This is a genomic window from Pseudomonas kurunegalensis, assembly GCF_030291635.1.
GTDB classification, from domain to species: domain Bacteria; phylum Pseudomonadota; class Gammaproteobacteria; order Pseudomonadales; family Pseudomonadaceae; genus Aquipseudomonas; species Aquipseudomonas monteilii.
Genome location: NZ_CP127871.1, coordinates 2,399,237 through 2,413,876 on the forward strand (window position 1 = coordinate 2,399,237; position 14,640 = coordinate 2,413,876).

Below are 14,640 nucleotides of genomic sequence, written 5' to 3' on the forward strand. Positions count from 1 at the left end.
ACGCGCTAGAATCGCTTTTTATCGAACACGGTGTTCGTTTCTGGAGAAGGCTATGCCGTTCGACCTGACGGATCTGCGCCTGCTGCTTGCCATCGCTGCCACGGGCAGCCTGAGCAAGGCGGCTGCGACGTTCCCGGTGGCTGTGTCGGCCGCCAGTAATCGTTTACGGCTGCTGGAAGAGCGCTGCGGGCTGGCGCTGTTCATCCGCAACGCCGGCGGCATGCAACTGACGCCTTCCGGGCGGTTGGTGCTTGAGGGGGCACGCGGTGTACTTGCCGAAGCGCAGAAACTGCAAGGCACCTTGAAAGAACTTTCGGGTGAGCGCCGAATCACGTTGCGCCTGGCGGCGTCCACCGTTACCAACAGCACGTTGCTGCCCGCCGTGTTGGGGCCGTTTCTGGCGGACTACCCGGAAGTCGACCTGCAACTGGTGGAGCACAAGAGCGTGGACGTGCTGCGGGTGGTGATTGCCAACGAGTGCGAGATCGGTGTGTATGACGGCATCCTGAACAGTGAGGGGGTGGTGTCGTTGCCGTTTCGCACCGAGCGGCTGGTGATGCTGGTGCCCAACAGCCACCCACTGGCCGGGCGCGAGCAGTTACGCCTGGTCGATGCCTTGGGCTTTGCGTTCATCTGCCTGCCGGGTGAGCGGCCGATGCAGCGTTTTGTCGAGGAAATGGCGATGAAGCTGGCCATGCCCCTCAAGGTACGGGTGCGTGCACCGAGTTTCGAAGCGATTGCCCAGTTGGTCGCGCAGCGTGCTGGTGTCGCCATGCTGCCTGAAACCGCCGCCGTACGCGCCGAGCAAGAGCTGCCTGTGCGCCGGGTAGCCTTGGCCGAAAGCTGGGCCACCCTTGAGCTTCGCTTGTGTTTCCGTGACTGGGAGCGCCTGAGTTCCCACGGGCGGCAACTGGTAAGTTTTCTCTCCGGGCTTGAAGCGGGCGAGCGTGCAGCGATTTGAGTGGTGCGCACGGTGGCTTGATGCCAATATGATATTACTTGGGCGCGGCCATCGACAGGGGCTGGGCTATCATTTGCAGGCAACCGTGCAAGGCCCCTCTGAAAAGTCATCACGAGCGCATACAATCGGGCCTTTTCTTCGTTAACCAGATAGGCCAATGCGTATATGGCGCTAGATCCACCCACGATGCTGACCATCTCGGTCGCCCTGGCAGCAGCAGCTGCGTTGTACCTGGCGATTGAGTGGCGCAGCGTCCGCGAAACCTCTTTGCTGTTCTGGAGTGCAGGTTTTGCCACCATTACTGTCGGCTGTGTTCTGGCCTTGCTACGTGGGATCGGCTTGCTGTTCATCGGCATCTGGTTCGCCAATGGCTTGCTGGTGGTTGCGCACTGGTTTTTCCTGATGGGCGTGTTGCGTTTTACCCAAGACCGTTTGTCGCGGGCCTGGTTATTGGTTGTGGTCGTGTGGTTCGCCTTGCTTTTGCTGCCCGTGGGGCCGCAGTGGTCGAAGGTGATGTTGATGGTCAACTCGCTGCTGGTGGCCGCGCTGACGTTGAAGGCCAGCTTCCTGTTGCGGCCGCACGGCAAGTCGCTGAGCGTGGGGGCGGTACAGCTGCGCTATGTGTTGCTGCTCCACGGGCTGTTCTACGTGGCCAAGGCGGTCATTGCGATCACGCCGGGCACCTTGATTGACCTGGCCACCTTTGGCGGGCTGATCATTCAGATTTCCCTGGTCGAGGGGGCGATGGCGATCATGCTGATTGCCTTGTCGATGACCGGCACCGTGCGTTATCGACGCGAGGAGCGGATTGCCCGGCTGGCCGCGCGCGACCCGTTGACTGCGCTCTATAACCGCCGCGCGCTGGAAGTGCGGGCCGGGCATTTCTTCAAGGAAGTGAGCCCGGCTCAACCCGGGGCCTTGCTGCTGATCGACATCGACAACTTCAAGCTGGTCAACGACCTGCATGGGCATATCGCGGGTGATCGCTTGCTGATTGCCCTGAGCGAACTCATTCGCACAGTGCTGCCCGAGCGCTCGCTGGCAGCGCGTTTGGGCGGTGATGAGTTCGTCATCTTGCTGTGCGGGGCGAGCAGTGAGCGGGTCATGGAGTTGGGTGAGCTGTTGCGTGAACAGTTCCAGCAGTACGCCAGCAAGACCGTGCCTACACCGCAGGCCGTCACCTTGAGTATCGGTGCCAACCTGTTCGACCAGCCTCCAGCCAGCCTGGCGGCGTTGATCGAGCAGGGGGATGTGGCGTTGTACCAGTCCAAACGCAGTGGGCGGGACAGTATCCGGTTTGTAGAGCGGCCGATGGCAGACCTTAGCCAATAGACCATTGGGGCCGCCAAGCGGCCCCGTTGGTATGGGCTATCAGCTCACCACCTGGTAGCACGGCACATACGCTGCGCCGCCAGGCAGCTTCATCCGGTGCTGATCGACGAAGGCCTGCAACAGCCGGCCCAGTGGGTCCAGTACGGCGCTGTCGCCGTGGATCTGATACGGCCCGTGTTCCTCGATCAGGCGGATGCCCTTGTCCTTGACGTTGCCGGCGACAATGCCGGAAAACGCCCGGCGCAGGTTGGCTGCCAGTTCATGGGGCGGCAGCTCGCGGCGCAGGTCCAGCTCGGCCATGGCCTGGTGGGTCGGGTCGAACGGGCGCTGGAAGCTCTCCTCGATCTTCAGCAGCCAGTTGAAGTGGAAGGCGTCGTTGCGCTCGCGGCGGAACTGCTTGACCTCTTTGAGCCCTTCGACCATGTGCCGGGCAACTTCCGCCGGGTCGTCGATGATGATTTCGTACAAGCGGTGCGCTGCCTCGCCCAGGGTGGCACCGACGAAGGCGTGCAACTGCTGCAGGTAAGGCTCGGCACTGCGCGGGCCGGTGAGTACCACCGGGAACGGCAGGTCGTGGTTGTCCGGGTGCATGAGGATGCCCAGCAGGTACAGGAACTCCTCAGCCGTGCCGGCACCGCCTGGGAAGATGATGATGCCGTGGCCGACACGTACGAAGGCTTCCAGGCGCTTCTCGATGTCTGGCAGGATCACCAGTTCATTGACGATAGGGTTGGGCGCTTCGGCGGCGATGATGCCCGGTTCGGTCAGGCCCAGGTAACGGCTGCCGTGCATGCGCTGCTTGGCGTGGGCGATGGTGGCGCCCTTCATCGGCCCCTTCATCACGCCAGGGCCGCAGCCGGTGCACACGTCCAGTTTACGCAGGCCAAGCTCGTGGCCGACCTTCTTGGTGTACTGGTATTCCTCGGTGCTGATCGAGTGGCCGCCCCAGCACACCACCATTTTCGGCTCCACGCCCGGGCGCAGGGTGCGCGCGTTGCGCAGCAGGTGGAAAACGTAGTCGGTGATGCCCTGGGAGCTTTCCAGGTCGATGCGCTGGCTGGCCAGTTCGCTTTCGGTGTAGACGATATCGCGCAGGGCGCTGAACAGCATTTCACGGGTGCTGGCGATCATTTCGCCATCGACGAAGGCGTCGGCCGGGGCATTCAGGAGCTCCAGGCGGACACCGCGGTCCTGTTGGTGGATTTTCACCTCGAAGTCCTTGTAGGCCTCGAGGATGGTCTTGGCATTGTCGACATGGGCGCCGGTGTTGAGGATGGCCAGGGCGCACTGGCGGAACAGGGTGTAAAGGCTACCGGTACCGACTTCACTCAGTTGCTGCACTTCACGTTGTGACAGCGTTTCCAGGCTGCCTTTGGGGCTGACGGATGCATTGATGACATTGCGTTGAGGCATCTAAGTCTTTCCTGTGCGGGTAAAACATCCTTCTTTGACAACACCATACCGAGAAATGTGGGCGGCAACGAGAGGGCTGGTGAAAAAGCTTGAGGCCGGGTTGGCTTCTTCGCGTTTTTACCCGCGAAGAAGCCAACCCGGCCTCAAGTCAGCCCAACAGCTTCTGCACGCCGAGTGTAATCGTCAAACCACCCCCGACCAGCCACAGGTTGAGAATCGCCCCGGTCGCCAGCGCCTTTGGCCCAGCCTGGCGGATCTGGCTGAAGCGGGTTTCCATCCCCAGTGCCGTCATGGCCATGGTCAGGGCAAAGGTGTCCAGGCTGTTCACCGCCTGGGTCACGCTACCAGGCAGCACCTGCAACGAATTCACCAGTACCAGAGCGAGGAAGCCGAAGGCGAACCAAGGCATGGCGATACGCCCATTGCCCTGCGCCTGGCCGGCTTTGCGCGAACGGCTGATCCACAGGCCTACCACCAACAGTACCGGCACCAGCAACATTACCCGGGTCATCTTGACGATGGTTGCGATATGGGTGGCTTCAGGGCTTACGTTACTGGCGGCGCCAACTACCTGGGCCACTTCATGAATAGTGCCGCCCAGGAACAACCCGGCACCCATCGTGTCGAGGTGCAACCAGCCGGCGTTGATGGCCAGCGGGTACAGGAACATCGACAAGGTGCCGAACAGCACCACGCTACCGACTGCCATGGCGCTCTTGTGCGGGGCACTGCGCAGTGCCGATTCGAAGGCCAGCACCGCAGCGGCGCCGCAGATGGCGCTACCGGCGGCCGTCAGCAAGGCGGTATCGCGGTCCAGCTTGAACAGTTTCATGCCGCACCACAGGCCGATCAGCAGCGTGCTGGATACCACCAGCAGCGACACGATCAGCCCCGACCAGCCGACTTCGGCGATCTCCTGCAGGCTGACGCGCAGGCCGAAGAAGGCCACGGCGATGCGCAACAGGCCGCGCGCAGAAAAGTTGATACCCGCCGCCCAGCTAGCCGGTACGCCGTCACGCAGCGCGTTGCCATACAGCGCACCGGCGACAATACCGACGATCAGCGGGCTGATGCCCAGGTTGGCGATGGCGGGCATGGCGGCCAGCTGAGTGACCGCGAGCGCGAACAACGCGACGAACAGGATGCCATTGAGCCGCCCTCGGGTAGAGAGGGTAGGTGCAAAAGCAGGGTTGGACGGAACCGTGGCCATGTGAGTCCTCCGGAAAGGTGTTTCGACAAGGCCTACGTTAATCTGGTTATAAGCTTATAAAAAATCGTAATTTAGGATGGCAAATATCCGAATAGCTGATATTTTTCATTCATGACCCCAGAACAGCTGATAACGTTCGCCACCGTTGCCGAGCATGGCAACATCAGCCATGCGGCCCAGGCCCTGCATCTGTCGCAGCCGGCGGTGTCCGGCCAGCTCAAGCTGTTGCAGGAGGCGTTTGGCGAGCCGCTCTATCAACGTGCCGGCCGTGGTGTGCGGCTGACGGCGGCTGGCGAGCAACTGCTGGCTCATGCCGAGCGCCTGCGCGAAACCTTTCGCCAAGCCCAGGCGCTGCGTGAAGCCATGCGCGGGCTGGAGCGCGGGACCTTGCGCATCGGTGCCAGCACCACGCCGGCCAGCTATCTGCTGCCTTACTTGATTGCCGACTTCCACGGGCGCTATCCAGACGTGCTGGTTACCACTTCACATGGCAACACGGCGGAAATTGTTGCCGCCCTGGACAGTGTCGATATCGCCCTGATCGAAGGCCCGCCGGGACAGGAGCTGCCGCTGGGCACGGAAGTGACGGCATGGCGTGAGGACGAGATCGTGGCCATCGTGCCACGTGGTCACCCCTTGGCTGACAGTGATCAGCAGACCCTGGCGTCACTGGGAGCCTGCCCATTGGTGCTGCGCGAAAGCGGCTCGGGTGTGCGGCAAATCGTCGAGCGGGCGTTTGCCCGTGAGGGTGTGGCGATGCGCGTGGCGCTGGAGATTGCCGGGGTGGAAGGGGTGAAGGAGGCGGTGCGGGCCGGGATGGGGGTTGGCTTTGTGTCGGCGATGTCCATTCGCCATGAAGATGGGGCGCTGCACCGGCTGCAGGTTACGCCGCAGGCGCTGGTACGTCGGTTTTCCATTCTGGTGCCGCATGCGGCTACCCCGTCACGGGCGGCCGCACGGTTTCTTGAGTTGTGTGTTGGCAGGCAACATCAACTCAACTGAAATACAGGCTTCATAGCGGCAACAACATTCTCATCCCGGCGTTAGAGGGCTGCCGACATTCGATCAAGCCACACTGGTGGGTACGTTGGTACCCATGCCTTGAGGTAGATAGGGGGCTATTTCTTGTATTTCAGCCTCGCTGAGATAAACCCTGGTGGCGTCTAACAAACCATCCACTTGGCTGGGGCGGCGTGCGCCTACGATAGCTCCGGATACCGCTGGGTTGCGCAGAACCCAAGCGATCGCTACAGCCGCCGCACCGACCCCGTGCCTGGCACCGATATCTGCCATGACTTCTACCAAAGCGAGGTTCTTGCTCAGGCGAGGTTCCTGGAAATCCGCGCTGCGCGTTTTTCGCCAGTCGTCATCGGGCAGTTGTGCAATTCGCTCGCGGCTCATGCTTCCCGTCAATAGGCCAGATTGCAACGTTGAGTAAGCAATGACACCTACCTGCGACGCTGCACAATAAGGCAGGATTTTCGTCTCTACATCGCGCATGAGTGCGGAGTAGGGCGGTTGAAGGGAGGCGATATCAGTGACTGATCGCGCTCGCTCAAGCTGTATGACATCGAAGTTCGATACTCCAATTGCCCTGATTTTGCCCTGTGCCTTCGCCTGGGCCAACGCTGCGACAGCATCCTCGATGCCCCCGCTATCCCCATCTGCAGGAAAAGCGGGCCAGTGAATCTGATAGAGGTCGATTACCTCTACCTGTAAGCGACGCAGGCTGTCCTCGATTTCTGTCATCAATGACTGGGGGGAGAGTGAATGGGAGATCTCACGGGTCGTCGAATCCCACACCAGGCTGCCCTTGGTAAAGACAAGCGGGCGACGCGATGGGGGTATCTGGCGCAGCAATTTCCCAGTCAGCGTCTCGGCATGGCCAAGTCCGTATACTGCTGCTGTGTCGATCCAGTTCACGCCTCGCTCTACCGCCAACTCCAGGGCAGCGAGGCTATCGCCGTCATCCTGAGCCCCCCAGCTGTACTCCCACCCTTGCCCTGCAATGGCCCAAGTGCCCATTCCGATTGGTGAAATCAGCAAGTCGGATGTACCTAACCGATTCTTTTGCATGGAAACCTCACGTCGATGAATCAGCAAAGTATCCTTCCAGTGATTGGCAACGATAAGATGGGTAATTGTGTTTGAGCTGCTGAATTTTTTTCATGAAAAATCCTTGCGACTTATCCGATCTGGACGCGTTTGCCGCTGTGGCTCGCCACCAAAGTTTTCGAAAAGCAGCGGACGAGCGTGGGGTATCCGCTTCGGCGCTGAGCCATGCAATGCGTACATTGGAGGGCAAGCTGGGTGTAAGGCTCCTCAACCGCACCACGCGTAGCGTGACCCCTACCGAAGCAGGCAACCAATTGCTGGCCACGTTGATTCCCGCTTTGGCCGACGTCGCTGAAGCCTTGCATCAGCTGACCTCCAGGCAGGAAATCCCCACGGGCACATTGCGATTGAACGTATCGCGACCTGCTGCTCGCCTCGTCATCGCGCCATTACTTGCGCCATTTACGGCTGCCTACCCACGTGTCAACGTGGAGTTGGTGACTGACGATGGGTTGAGCGACATCGTGGACAAGGGCTTCGATGCGGGTGTGCGTTTCGGCGAAAGCCTCGCTGGGGACATGATTGCTGTCCCGGTCGGATCCCCCCAGGCATTCGTCACCGTCGCTTCTCCTCGCTATCTCTTGAGTCGCGGAACACCGGAAACACCCCAGATGCTGCTTGAGCACGCGTGCATTGGCAGGCGCTTTCCCAGCGGGAAACTATACAAGTGGGAGTACCTGGCTGAGGGACAGCCGATTCGCCTGGCAGTCTCGGGGCCGTTGATACTTGAGGATGACACGTTGATGATCCAGGCCGCGAAGGACGGTGCTGGAATTGCCTACGTGTATGAGGCGATGGCAAGGGAACATATCGCTCAAGGGCATCTGGTAGAGCTTCTGAGTGGCTGGAAGGCCCTCCCTGAAAAGTTCTTCATCTACTACCCCAGTCGGCGTCACGTACCGCCACCGCTGCAGGCATTGATCGAGTTTGCACGCCTGCCGCAGCCCTGACGGCGAAGAGAAAGACGCAGGCTTCATGCACCTCCATCCCGGTCATGCCATGCGCTGGAGGTAACCGGGTACTTGTGGCTCGGGCAGCACGGAGAGCACCTTGAGGCGTTGAAGGGTTCGCTCGCGAGCTTTCAGAATGTGGTCGCGCAGGCAAGAACAGGCTGACTCTACCGTTCCGTAGAGCAAGGCTTCAAAGATCAAGCGGTGTTCAATCAGCATCGCTTCGTCATTGCTGGTGTGCAGTGCTTCGTGCAGTACTCGCCCGACGTTCATGGGGATCTGGCACTGGCGAATCACGGCTGCCATTCGGGTATTGCTCACCCCGGCAATGCAGGTTACATGCAGGTCCTGTTCAAGCTGCTCAATGTCGGCCCGCTGGACGTGTCGACCTGCCTCCTGGGCCGTGATGATGCGCTTCAACATGCTTTCAAGTTCGCTGCGAGGCACATGCTCGATGCCCTGTCGCAAGGCGTCGGGCTCCAGCAGTATGCGCAACTCGTAGTCCTGCTTTACTGCCTGGGCCGTCAATGGCCCGGCCAGCCATTGGGCGTACGGCTCTTTTTCCACCAGGCCCTTGTCACGCAGCCGCATCAGTGCTTCCCGGACAACGTTTCTGCTGACGTTCAGTTCTTGCGCTGCACTCTGCTCATCGATGCGGTAATGGCCGAACACCATGAAGCGGATAACCGTCTCGGCAAGGTGGTCGTAGATACGCTCACCCAGCGGGCGATAATCGATAAGGTCTTCCTGAGGTTCGAGGCCAAGCAGCTTGCGCGTCAGGGGCACCCGAAGCGGGGCCTCGCAGGTGCCCTCGGGGTCGATCAGAAAGCCCCGTCCATCAAAGCGACGGATCAGGCCTTCGTCGTGGAGAAGGTTGAGTGCCTGGCGCACAGGCACACGGCTTGTGCCGAACAGCTCCGCCAAAGGCCCTTCTACCAGAACCAGCCCGGGAATCGCCTGCCCGCCGAGGATCGCTTCGCGCAGTGTATTGCGGATTGTCTCGTAGCGTGAGGCCGTACGCTCTTCCATTGGCTGTGTCGCTGACATCAAGGCTGTTCTCATCAAGCGTGACGGGTAAGTTTCTCATAAGTGAGGCGAGATGTGATCGCGCGCCGGTAACAGCTGCGCGGTCGATTTTGGGGCAGGCTGTTACCAAAAATCCCAAAATGGATCATTTTAATAAACATACATTTTACGAGCCAGGCGAGCGTCTGACCGGTTGCTTGCGCCTGTCGCCCTAGTGGCAGAGCGCTTCGATGATTTTCCGCAATCTGCGTTTAAAGACTTGGCACGGTCGATGCTTTTGCAAATGTATGTATTTATAAAATGTACATTTTAGAGGCTGATCATGTTTACCGATGCCCACGCCATGGCCCGGAAATTTGCCGATGGAACGTCCGACCCGCTCAGGGCCCTTGAGGACGCACTGCAGGCGTCACAGGGGGTACCTGCTGCGTTCATTTGCATGAGTGAAGAGCGAGCGCGGCGTGAAGCGGCTGCCGCCCAGAAACGTTGGCAAGCAGGGCAACCCTTGTCCCTGTTCGATGGCGTTCCGCTAGCCTGGAAAGACCTCTACGACCTGGCTGGCTGCGTAACGACTGCCGGTGCGAAAGTACGCCTGTCCAACCCGCCTGCCATGTGCGATTGCGCGCTGGCAACGGCACTGAGCCGTGGCGGCCTGGTAAGCATCGGCAAAACCAACCTGAGCGAACTGGCCTACTCGGGCCTGGGGCTCAATCCTCATTTCGGCACCCCTGGGCGCCTTGATTCGAACGGCCAGATGCGCGCTCCCGGGGGATCGTCATCGGGCTCCGCTATCGCTGTCGCGCAGGGTGTTGTGCCTATCGCGATGTCTACTGACACCGCAGGCTCGATACGTGTGCCGGCGGCCTTCAATGGCCTGGTGGGTTATCGAAGCAGTGGCAAGCGATATTCGTTCGTGGGTGTCACGCCACTTGCAAGCTCACTGGACGCCCTAGGACCAATTACCAACAGCGTTCGTGATGTCATCGCTGTCGACAACCTGTTGCTTGGCGATCCGCGTGGCCTGCCATTGGACACGCCAGGATTGCCTGTCGCCGGGTTGAGACTGTGTGTCGATAGTGAGCTGCTCGACGATCCGCGCATTCAACCAGAGGTCAAGGCCAACCTGCTTGCGGCAGTTGCTCGCCTGGCATCGGCAGGTGCGGTGGTCGAGTACAAACAAGTGATGGCATTCAGGCAAGCGCTGGATGCCATCGAGCACATCGGTTGGCTTGGCAGCGCAGAGGCCTTTGCCCTGCACCAGGGGCTTCTGGATAGCCCGGATGCCGAGCAGCTCGATCCTCGTGTGCGCCAGCGGCTGGAGGCTGCCCGAGCGTTCCCGGCGAGCCAGCAGGTTCGCCTGTATCAAGCCGCTGATGCATTGAAACAACAGATTGCACGTGAGTTGGACGGTGCATTCCTCATCACCCCAACCGTGGCGCACGTAGCGCCCCTGCTCGCGCCCCTGGAACAGGACGCGAAGCTGTTTGCGCTCACCAACCTGGCAACGCTTCGGTTGACCATGCCGGGCAGCATGCTGGACATGCCAAGCGTTGCGATGCCAAGCGGGACGGGGGAGGCGGGGATGCCTACCAGCCTGCTTGTTTCCAGCTTCAGTGGCGATGACGTGCGGTTACTGCGTGCTGCCTTGACCATCGAGCCCCATGTTCGAGGCGTTGAACGGTAAATGCTCGAAGCGCGGGCGGTGCATGCCTGCAATTAATTGAACAACTACATGAATAGCGACGAGGTTTAGAGAATGGCGAAAGAAATTCTTGTATCCATTGGCGTGGATGTCGATGCGGTAGCGGGTTGGCTCGGTTCCTATGGCGGGGAGGATTCGCCAGACGATATTTCCCGTGGTCTTTTTGCCGGTGAAGTGGGCGCGCCACGCCTGCTCAAACTTTTTGAAAAGTACGACCTGCGGACAACCTGGTTCATCCCGGGACACTCGGTAGAAACCTTCCCCGAACAAATGAAAGCGGTGGCGCAGGCCGGCCATGAAATTGGCATTCATGGTTATAGCCATGAAAACCCGATTGCGATGACCCCGGAGCAGGAAGAAGCCGTTCTGGACAAGTCGATCGAAATCATCACCCGGCTGGCTGGCAAGCGACCCACCGGTTATGTGGCGCCATGGTGGGAGTTCAGCAATGTCACCAACGAATTGCTGTTGAAGAAGGGTATCAAGTACGACCACAGTTTGATGCACAACGACTTCCATCCTTATTACGTTCGGGTCAAGGACAGCTGGACAAAGATTGACTACAGCCAGCACCCGGACACGTGGATGAAACCATTGGTGCGTGGTGAAGAGACCGACCTGGTTGAAATCCCGGCCAACTGGTACCTCGATGACTTGCCGCCGATGATGTTCATCAAGAAATCACCCAACAGCCACGGCTTCGTAAACCCTCGGCACCTGGAAGAGATGTGGCGCGATCAGTTTGACTGGGTGTACCGCGAAAATGACTACGCGGTTTTCCCGATCACCATCCACCCCGATGTTTCTGGCCGCCCTCAAGTGTTGCTGATGTTGGAGCGTTTGATCGAGCACATGCAAAGCCATGCCGGCGTGAAGTTCGTCACCATGGATGAAATCGCTGACGACTTCATCCGGCGTCACCCGCGCACGCGTTAAGCCCTCAGTACGGTCCGCACGTTACATAAGTGCAACATAAAAAGAGACATGCCGATATGACCACTACGCAAGCCACAGCAGTGACGCCGGTCACTGAGTCCGGGGCATGGAAACCGGTGCAACTGGAATCCAGAGATGTCAGATATGCGACTTGGATTGCCTTCTTTGCTTGGGTTTTTGCTGTTTACGACTTCATCTTGTTTGGTACTTTGTTGCCGGTCATGGGGGGGCATTTCACCTGGAGTGAGGCCGAGCAGGCGGAGATCGCCACCTGGGTTGCGGTCGGCGGCGCGGTAATCGCGTTCGTGGTAGGCCCACTGGTTGATCGCATCGGCCGACGTGGCGGCATCATCCTCACCATTGGCGGCACGGCGTTGTGCTCGGCCCTGACCGCAGTGTGCGCCGGCATGGGCAAGGTACCCTTGATTGCGGTGCGCTCTGTCGCCGGCCTTGGCTATGCCGAGGAGGGCGTCAACGCGACCTACCTGACAGAGGTGTACGCGGCCTCGACCGACCCCAAGCTGATCAAGCGCCGGGGCTTCGTATACAGCCTGGTGCAAAGTGGCTGGCCAGTGGGCGCGCTGATTGCGGCTGGCCTGACTGCGCTGCTGTTGCCACACATTGGCTGGCAGGGTTGCTTCATCTTTGCCGCCATACCTGCTCTGGTTGTCGCGGTGCTGGCTCGCAAGCTCAAGGAAAGCCCGCAGTTCCAGGTTCACCAGCGTATCAGCCAGTTGCGCAAGGCAGGCGATGACGCTGCTGCGCGCAGCCTGGCGCGCGAATACCACGTGGATTACGACGAACATGCCAAGGCGGGTGTTGCTGCGGCGTTTCGCGGAGCTGCATTGCGCCCGACCGTAGTATTGAGCCTGGCAATCCTGCTCAACTGGTCGGCCATTCAGGTGTTCAGTGTTCTGGGTACGTCGGTCATCGTCAGTGTTCACCAACTGTCGTTCCAGAACTCTCTGTGGATCCTGGTGTTGTCGAACCTGGTTGGTTTTATCGGCTACCTGTTCCACGGCTGGCTCGGTGACCGGCTTGGGCGTCGTAACACCGTAGCCCTTGGCTGGATGTGCGGCGGCGTGGCGTTCTTCGCCATGCTGCAGGCGCCCAGCCAGCTCACTACCGTGGTCGCGCTGTACAGCCTGGGCTTGTTCTTCCTTACCGGCCCTTACTCGGCCATGTTGTTCTTCATGGGCGAAAGTTTCCCCACCAGTATTCGCGCCACGGGCGGCGCGATTGTGCATGCCATGGGGCCTATCGGCGCCATCGTTGCCGGGCTGGGGATTACCAGCGTGCTGACGACCGGTGGCGAATGGCACAGCGCTGCACTGTGGTTTGGTGCATTGCCTTGCTTCCTGTCGGGTGTGGTGATGTTTGCCGCCCGCCACGTAGAACCCCATTCCGTAAAGTAAACAGGAGCGTCAACCATGTCTCAACCTGTTGCGTTGATCACCGGGGCCGCCAGCGGCATTGGTGCAGCGGTTGCAGTTGCCTTTGCCAGGAAAGGTGTTCGTGTGGTGGGGGGCTATCTGGCAGGCGGCCCGCATGATCCTGCGTACACACAACGCAGGGTCGAGGAAGCCGGTGCCGAGTGTTTGATGATGCCGATGGATGTCACCGACAGTACTTCTGTCGATGCAATTGCTGGCGCCGCATTCGATCGCTTCGGCCGACTTGACTATGCCATTGCCAACGCCGGGCTTTTACGCAAGGCGCCGCTCATGGAGATGTCCGATGAGCAGTGGAATGAAATGCTCGATGTCGACCTGACCGGTGTTATGCGCACCTTCAGGAGTGCAAGCCGCTACATGGGCGAAGGTGGCGCGATGGTCGCGATCTCGTCGATTGCCGGTGGCGTGTATGGCTGGCAAGACCATAGCCATTATGCCGCTGCCAAGGCGGGTGTGCCGGGCCTTTGCCGCTCGCTTGCGGTGGAACTTGCAGCAAGGGGAATCCGCTGCAACGCCGTTATCCCTGGCCTCATCGAAACCCCGCAATCGCTCGACAGCAAGAACTCGCTGGGCGCGGATGGCTTGGCCAAGGCGGGTAAAGGTATCCCGCTGGGGCGCATCGGCCGGGCCAGCGAAGTGGCTGATCTGGTTTGCTACCTGAGCGGCAGCGAGTCGAGCTACATCACCGGGCAGAGCATCATCATCGATGGCGGCCTGACGGTCCGCTGGCCTGAATAACGTTTCAAGCAGCCGCAAGCTTGCCTTGCGGCTTACAAGGACAACAAGAATGAAAGCATTACACGATCGTCGAGCAGTTATCACGGGTGCCGCAAGCGGTATTGGCGCAGCTATCGCCTATGCATACGCAGACGCTGGCGCCATGCTGGTATTGTGTGATCGAAACGCCGAGCGCTTGGCCAACGTTGCTGCTCACTGCCGGGACCGTGGGGTTCTGGTCATCGAGTGCATCGCTGATGTCGGTGTCAGGGAAGGCGCGCAAGCCGGAGTGGATGCCTGTGTGGATGCCTTTGGCGGCATCGACATTCTGGTGAACAACGCAGGCATGCTGACCCAGGCTTCGTGCGTGGACCTCACCCAGGAAATGTGGGACGACATGCTGCGCGTCGACCTGACCAGCGTATTCGTGGCCAGTCAGCGTGCCTTGCCGCATATGCTGCAACAGCAATGGGGTCGCATCATCAATGTCTCCTCGCAGCTTGGCATCAAGGGCGGCGCCCAGCTTACCCATTACGCGGCGGCTAAAGCCGGGGTCATCGGCTTCACCAAGTCGCTGGCGCTTGAAGTCAGCAAACATAACGTTCTGGTCAACGCAATTGCACCAGGGCCCATCGAAACCCCGCTGGTTGATGGCATCAGCCAAGAATGGAAAGCAGCCAAGGCCAAGGAACTGCCACTGGGCCGCTTCGGCAGGGCAGAGGAGGTGGCGCCCGTTGCGGTCTTGCTGGCCAGCGAGCCTGGCGGCAATTTGTTTGTCGGCCAAACCCTCAACCCGAATTCGGGCGATGTGATGCCGTGAGGTG

The 14,640-nt window shown here is 60.1% G+C and carries 13 protein-coding genes; 9 read left to right on the plus strand and 4 right to left on the minus strand.

Going from position 1 to position 14,640, the window contains the following annotated elements; all coding sequences use genetic code 11:
* The first annotated feature begins 52 nt into the window (after positions 1 to 52).
* Complete coding sequence (locus QQ992_RS10755) at positions 53 to 961, plus strand: LysR substrate-binding domain-containing protein (protein ID WP_286113340.1); 909 nt, start codon at positions 53 to 55, stop codon at positions 959 to 961.
* A 186-nt stretch (positions 962 to 1,147) separates the two neighbouring features.
* The gene (locus QQ992_RS10760) at positions 1,148 to 2,293 is read left to right on the plus strand and encodes a GGDEF domain-containing protein (protein WP_286113341.1); all 1,146 of its coding nucleotides are present in this window, start codon (positions 1,148 to 1,150) and stop codon (positions 2,291 to 2,293) included.
* 39 nt (positions 2,294 to 2,332) lie between these two features.
* On the opposite strand, the gene ppnN is transcribed toward QQ992_RS10760, so the two are convergent.
* Both ppnN and QQ992_RS10770 read right to left on the minus strand, forming a co-directional pair.
* Positions 2,333 to 3,706 (minus strand): nucleotide 5'-monophosphate nucleosidase PpnN, encoded by a 1,374-nt coding sequence (ppnN, locus tag QQ992_RS10765; RefSeq protein ID WP_286113342.1) that lies wholly within the window; start codon positions 3,704 to 3,706, stop codon positions 2,333 to 2,335.
* A 148-nt stretch (positions 3,707 to 3,854) separates the two neighbouring features.
* On the minus strand, positions 3,855 to 4,916 hold the full coding sequence (locus tag QQ992_RS10770; protein ID WP_286113343.1) for a YeiH family protein: 1,062 nt from the start codon (positions 4,914 to 4,916) through the stop codon (positions 3,855 to 3,857).
* Positions 4,917 to 5,027: 111 nt separating this feature from the next.
* On the opposite strand from QQ992_RS10770, the gene QQ992_RS10775 reads away from it, so the two are divergent.
* A complete protein-coding gene (locus QQ992_RS10775; RefSeq protein WP_105948561.1) occupies positions 5,028 to 5,918 on the plus strand; it encodes a LysR family transcriptional regulator in 891 nt (296 codons plus the stop codon).
* A 63-nt stretch (positions 5,919 to 5,981) separates the two neighbouring features.
* On the opposite strand, the gene QQ992_RS10780 is transcribed toward QQ992_RS10775, so the two are convergent.
* A complete protein-coding gene (locus QQ992_RS10780) occupies positions 5,982 to 6,992 on the minus strand; it encodes an aldo/keto reductase (RefSeq protein WP_286113344.1) in 1,011 nt (336 codons plus the stop codon).
* 92 nt (positions 6,993 to 7,084) lie between these two features.
* Between QQ992_RS10780 and QQ992_RS10785 the strand changes: the two genes are divergently transcribed.
* Positions 7,085 to 7,981, plus strand: coding sequence for a LysR family transcriptional regulator (locus tag QQ992_RS10785; protein WP_286113345.1), 897 nt, complete (start codon positions 7,085 to 7,087; stop codon positions 7,979 to 7,981).
* A 42-nt stretch (positions 7,982 to 8,023) separates the two neighbouring features.
* Here the strand turns inward: QQ992_RS10785 and QQ992_RS10790 are convergent, their stop codons facing one another.
* Positions 8,024 to 9,028, minus strand: a complete 1,005-nt coding sequence (locus tag QQ992_RS10790; RefSeq protein ID WP_286113346.1) for a GntR family transcriptional regulator — start codon at positions 9,026 to 9,028, stop codon at positions 8,024 to 8,026.
* A 301-nt stretch (positions 9,029 to 9,329) separates the two neighbouring features.
* Between QQ992_RS10790 and QQ992_RS10795 the strand changes: the two genes are divergently transcribed.
* The 5 genes from QQ992_RS10795 to QQ992_RS10815 all read left to right on the plus strand — a co-directional run bounded on the left by QQ992_RS10795 (position 9,330) and on the right by QQ992_RS10815 (position 14,636).
* Positions 9,330 to 10,691 carry an amidase gene (locus QQ992_RS10795; protein WP_286113347.1) on the plus strand — a complete coding sequence of 454 codons (1,362 nt, stop codon included), beginning with the start codon at positions 9,330 to 9,332 and terminating at the stop codon, positions 10,689 to 10,691.
* 72 nt (positions 10,692 to 10,763) lie between these two features.
* A complete protein-coding gene (locus QQ992_RS10800; protein WP_286113348.1) occupies positions 10,764 to 11,645 on the plus strand; it encodes a polysaccharide deacetylase family protein in 882 nt (293 codons plus the stop codon).
* 56 nt (positions 11,646 to 11,701) lie between these two features.
* Positions 11,702 to 13,060 (plus strand): MFS transporter, encoded by a 1,359-nt coding sequence (locus QQ992_RS10805; RefSeq protein ID WP_110741130.1) that lies wholly within the window; start codon positions 11,702 to 11,704, stop codon positions 13,058 to 13,060.
* A gap of 15 nt (positions 13,061 to 13,075) precedes the next feature.
* Positions 13,076 to 13,837 (plus strand): SDR family NAD(P)-dependent oxidoreductase, encoded by a 762-nt coding sequence (locus tag QQ992_RS10810; protein ID WP_286113349.1) that lies wholly within the window; start codon positions 13,076 to 13,078, stop codon positions 13,835 to 13,837.
* Positions 13,838 to 13,886: 49 nt separating this feature from the next.
* The gene (locus QQ992_RS10815) at positions 13,887 to 14,636 is read left to right on the plus strand and encodes an SDR family NAD(P)-dependent oxidoreductase (RefSeq protein ID WP_105948569.1); all 750 of its coding nucleotides are present in this window, start codon (positions 13,887 to 13,889) and stop codon (positions 14,634 to 14,636) included.
* Positions 14,637 to 14,640 lie beyond the last annotated feature (4 nt).

Excerpts from the sequence above, each read along its gene's own strand:
- QQ992_RS10760 (WP_286113341.1), top strand. The coding sequence starts at position 1,148 with ATGCTGACCATCTCGGTCGCCCTGGCAGCAGCAGCTGCGTTGTACCTG.
- QQ992_RS10810 (WP_286113349.1), top strand. The coding sequence starts at position 13,076 with ATGTCTCAACCTGTTGCGTTGATCACCGGGGCCGCCAGCGGCATTGGT.
- ppnN (WP_286113342.1), bottom strand. The coding sequence starts at position 3,706 with ATGCCTCAACGCAATGTCATCAATGCATCCGTCAGCCCCAAAGGCAGC.
- QQ992_RS10755 (WP_286113340.1), top strand. The coding sequence starts at position 53 with ATGCCGTTCGACCTGACGGATCTGCGCCTGCTGCTTGCCATCGCTGCC.
- QQ992_RS10770 (WP_286113343.1), bottom strand. The coding sequence starts at position 4,916 with ATGGCCACGGTTCCGTCCAACCCTGCTTTTGCACCTACCCTCTCTACC.
- QQ992_RS10785 (WP_286113345.1), top strand. The coding sequence starts at position 7,085 with ATGAAAAATCCTTGCGACTTATCCGATCTGGACGCGTTTGCCGCTGTG.
- QQ992_RS10815 (WP_105948569.1), top strand. The coding sequence starts at position 13,887 with ATGAAAGCATTACACGATCGTCGAGCAGTTATCACGGGTGCCGCAAGC.
- QQ992_RS10780 (WP_286113344.1), bottom strand. The coding sequence starts at position 6,992 with ATGCAAAAGAATCGGTTAGGTACATCCGACTTGCTGATTTCACCAATC.
- QQ992_RS10790 (WP_286113346.1), bottom strand. The coding sequence starts at position 9,028 with ATGTCAGCGACACAGCCAATGGAAGAGCGTACGGCCTCACGCTACGAG.
- QQ992_RS10805 (WP_110741130.1), top strand. The coding sequence starts at position 11,702 with ATGACCACTACGCAAGCCACAGCAGTGACGCCGGTCACTGAGTCCGGG.
- QQ992_RS10775 (WP_105948561.1), top strand. The coding sequence starts at position 5,028 with ATGACCCCAGAACAGCTGATAACGTTCGCCACCGTTGCCGAGCATGGC.
- QQ992_RS10800 (WP_286113348.1), top strand. The coding sequence starts at position 10,764 with ATGGCGAAAGAAATTCTTGTATCCATTGGCGTGGATGTCGATGCGGTA.
- QQ992_RS10795 (WP_286113347.1), top strand. The coding sequence starts at position 9,330 with ATGTTTACCGATGCCCACGCCATGGCCCGGAAATTTGCCGATGGAACG.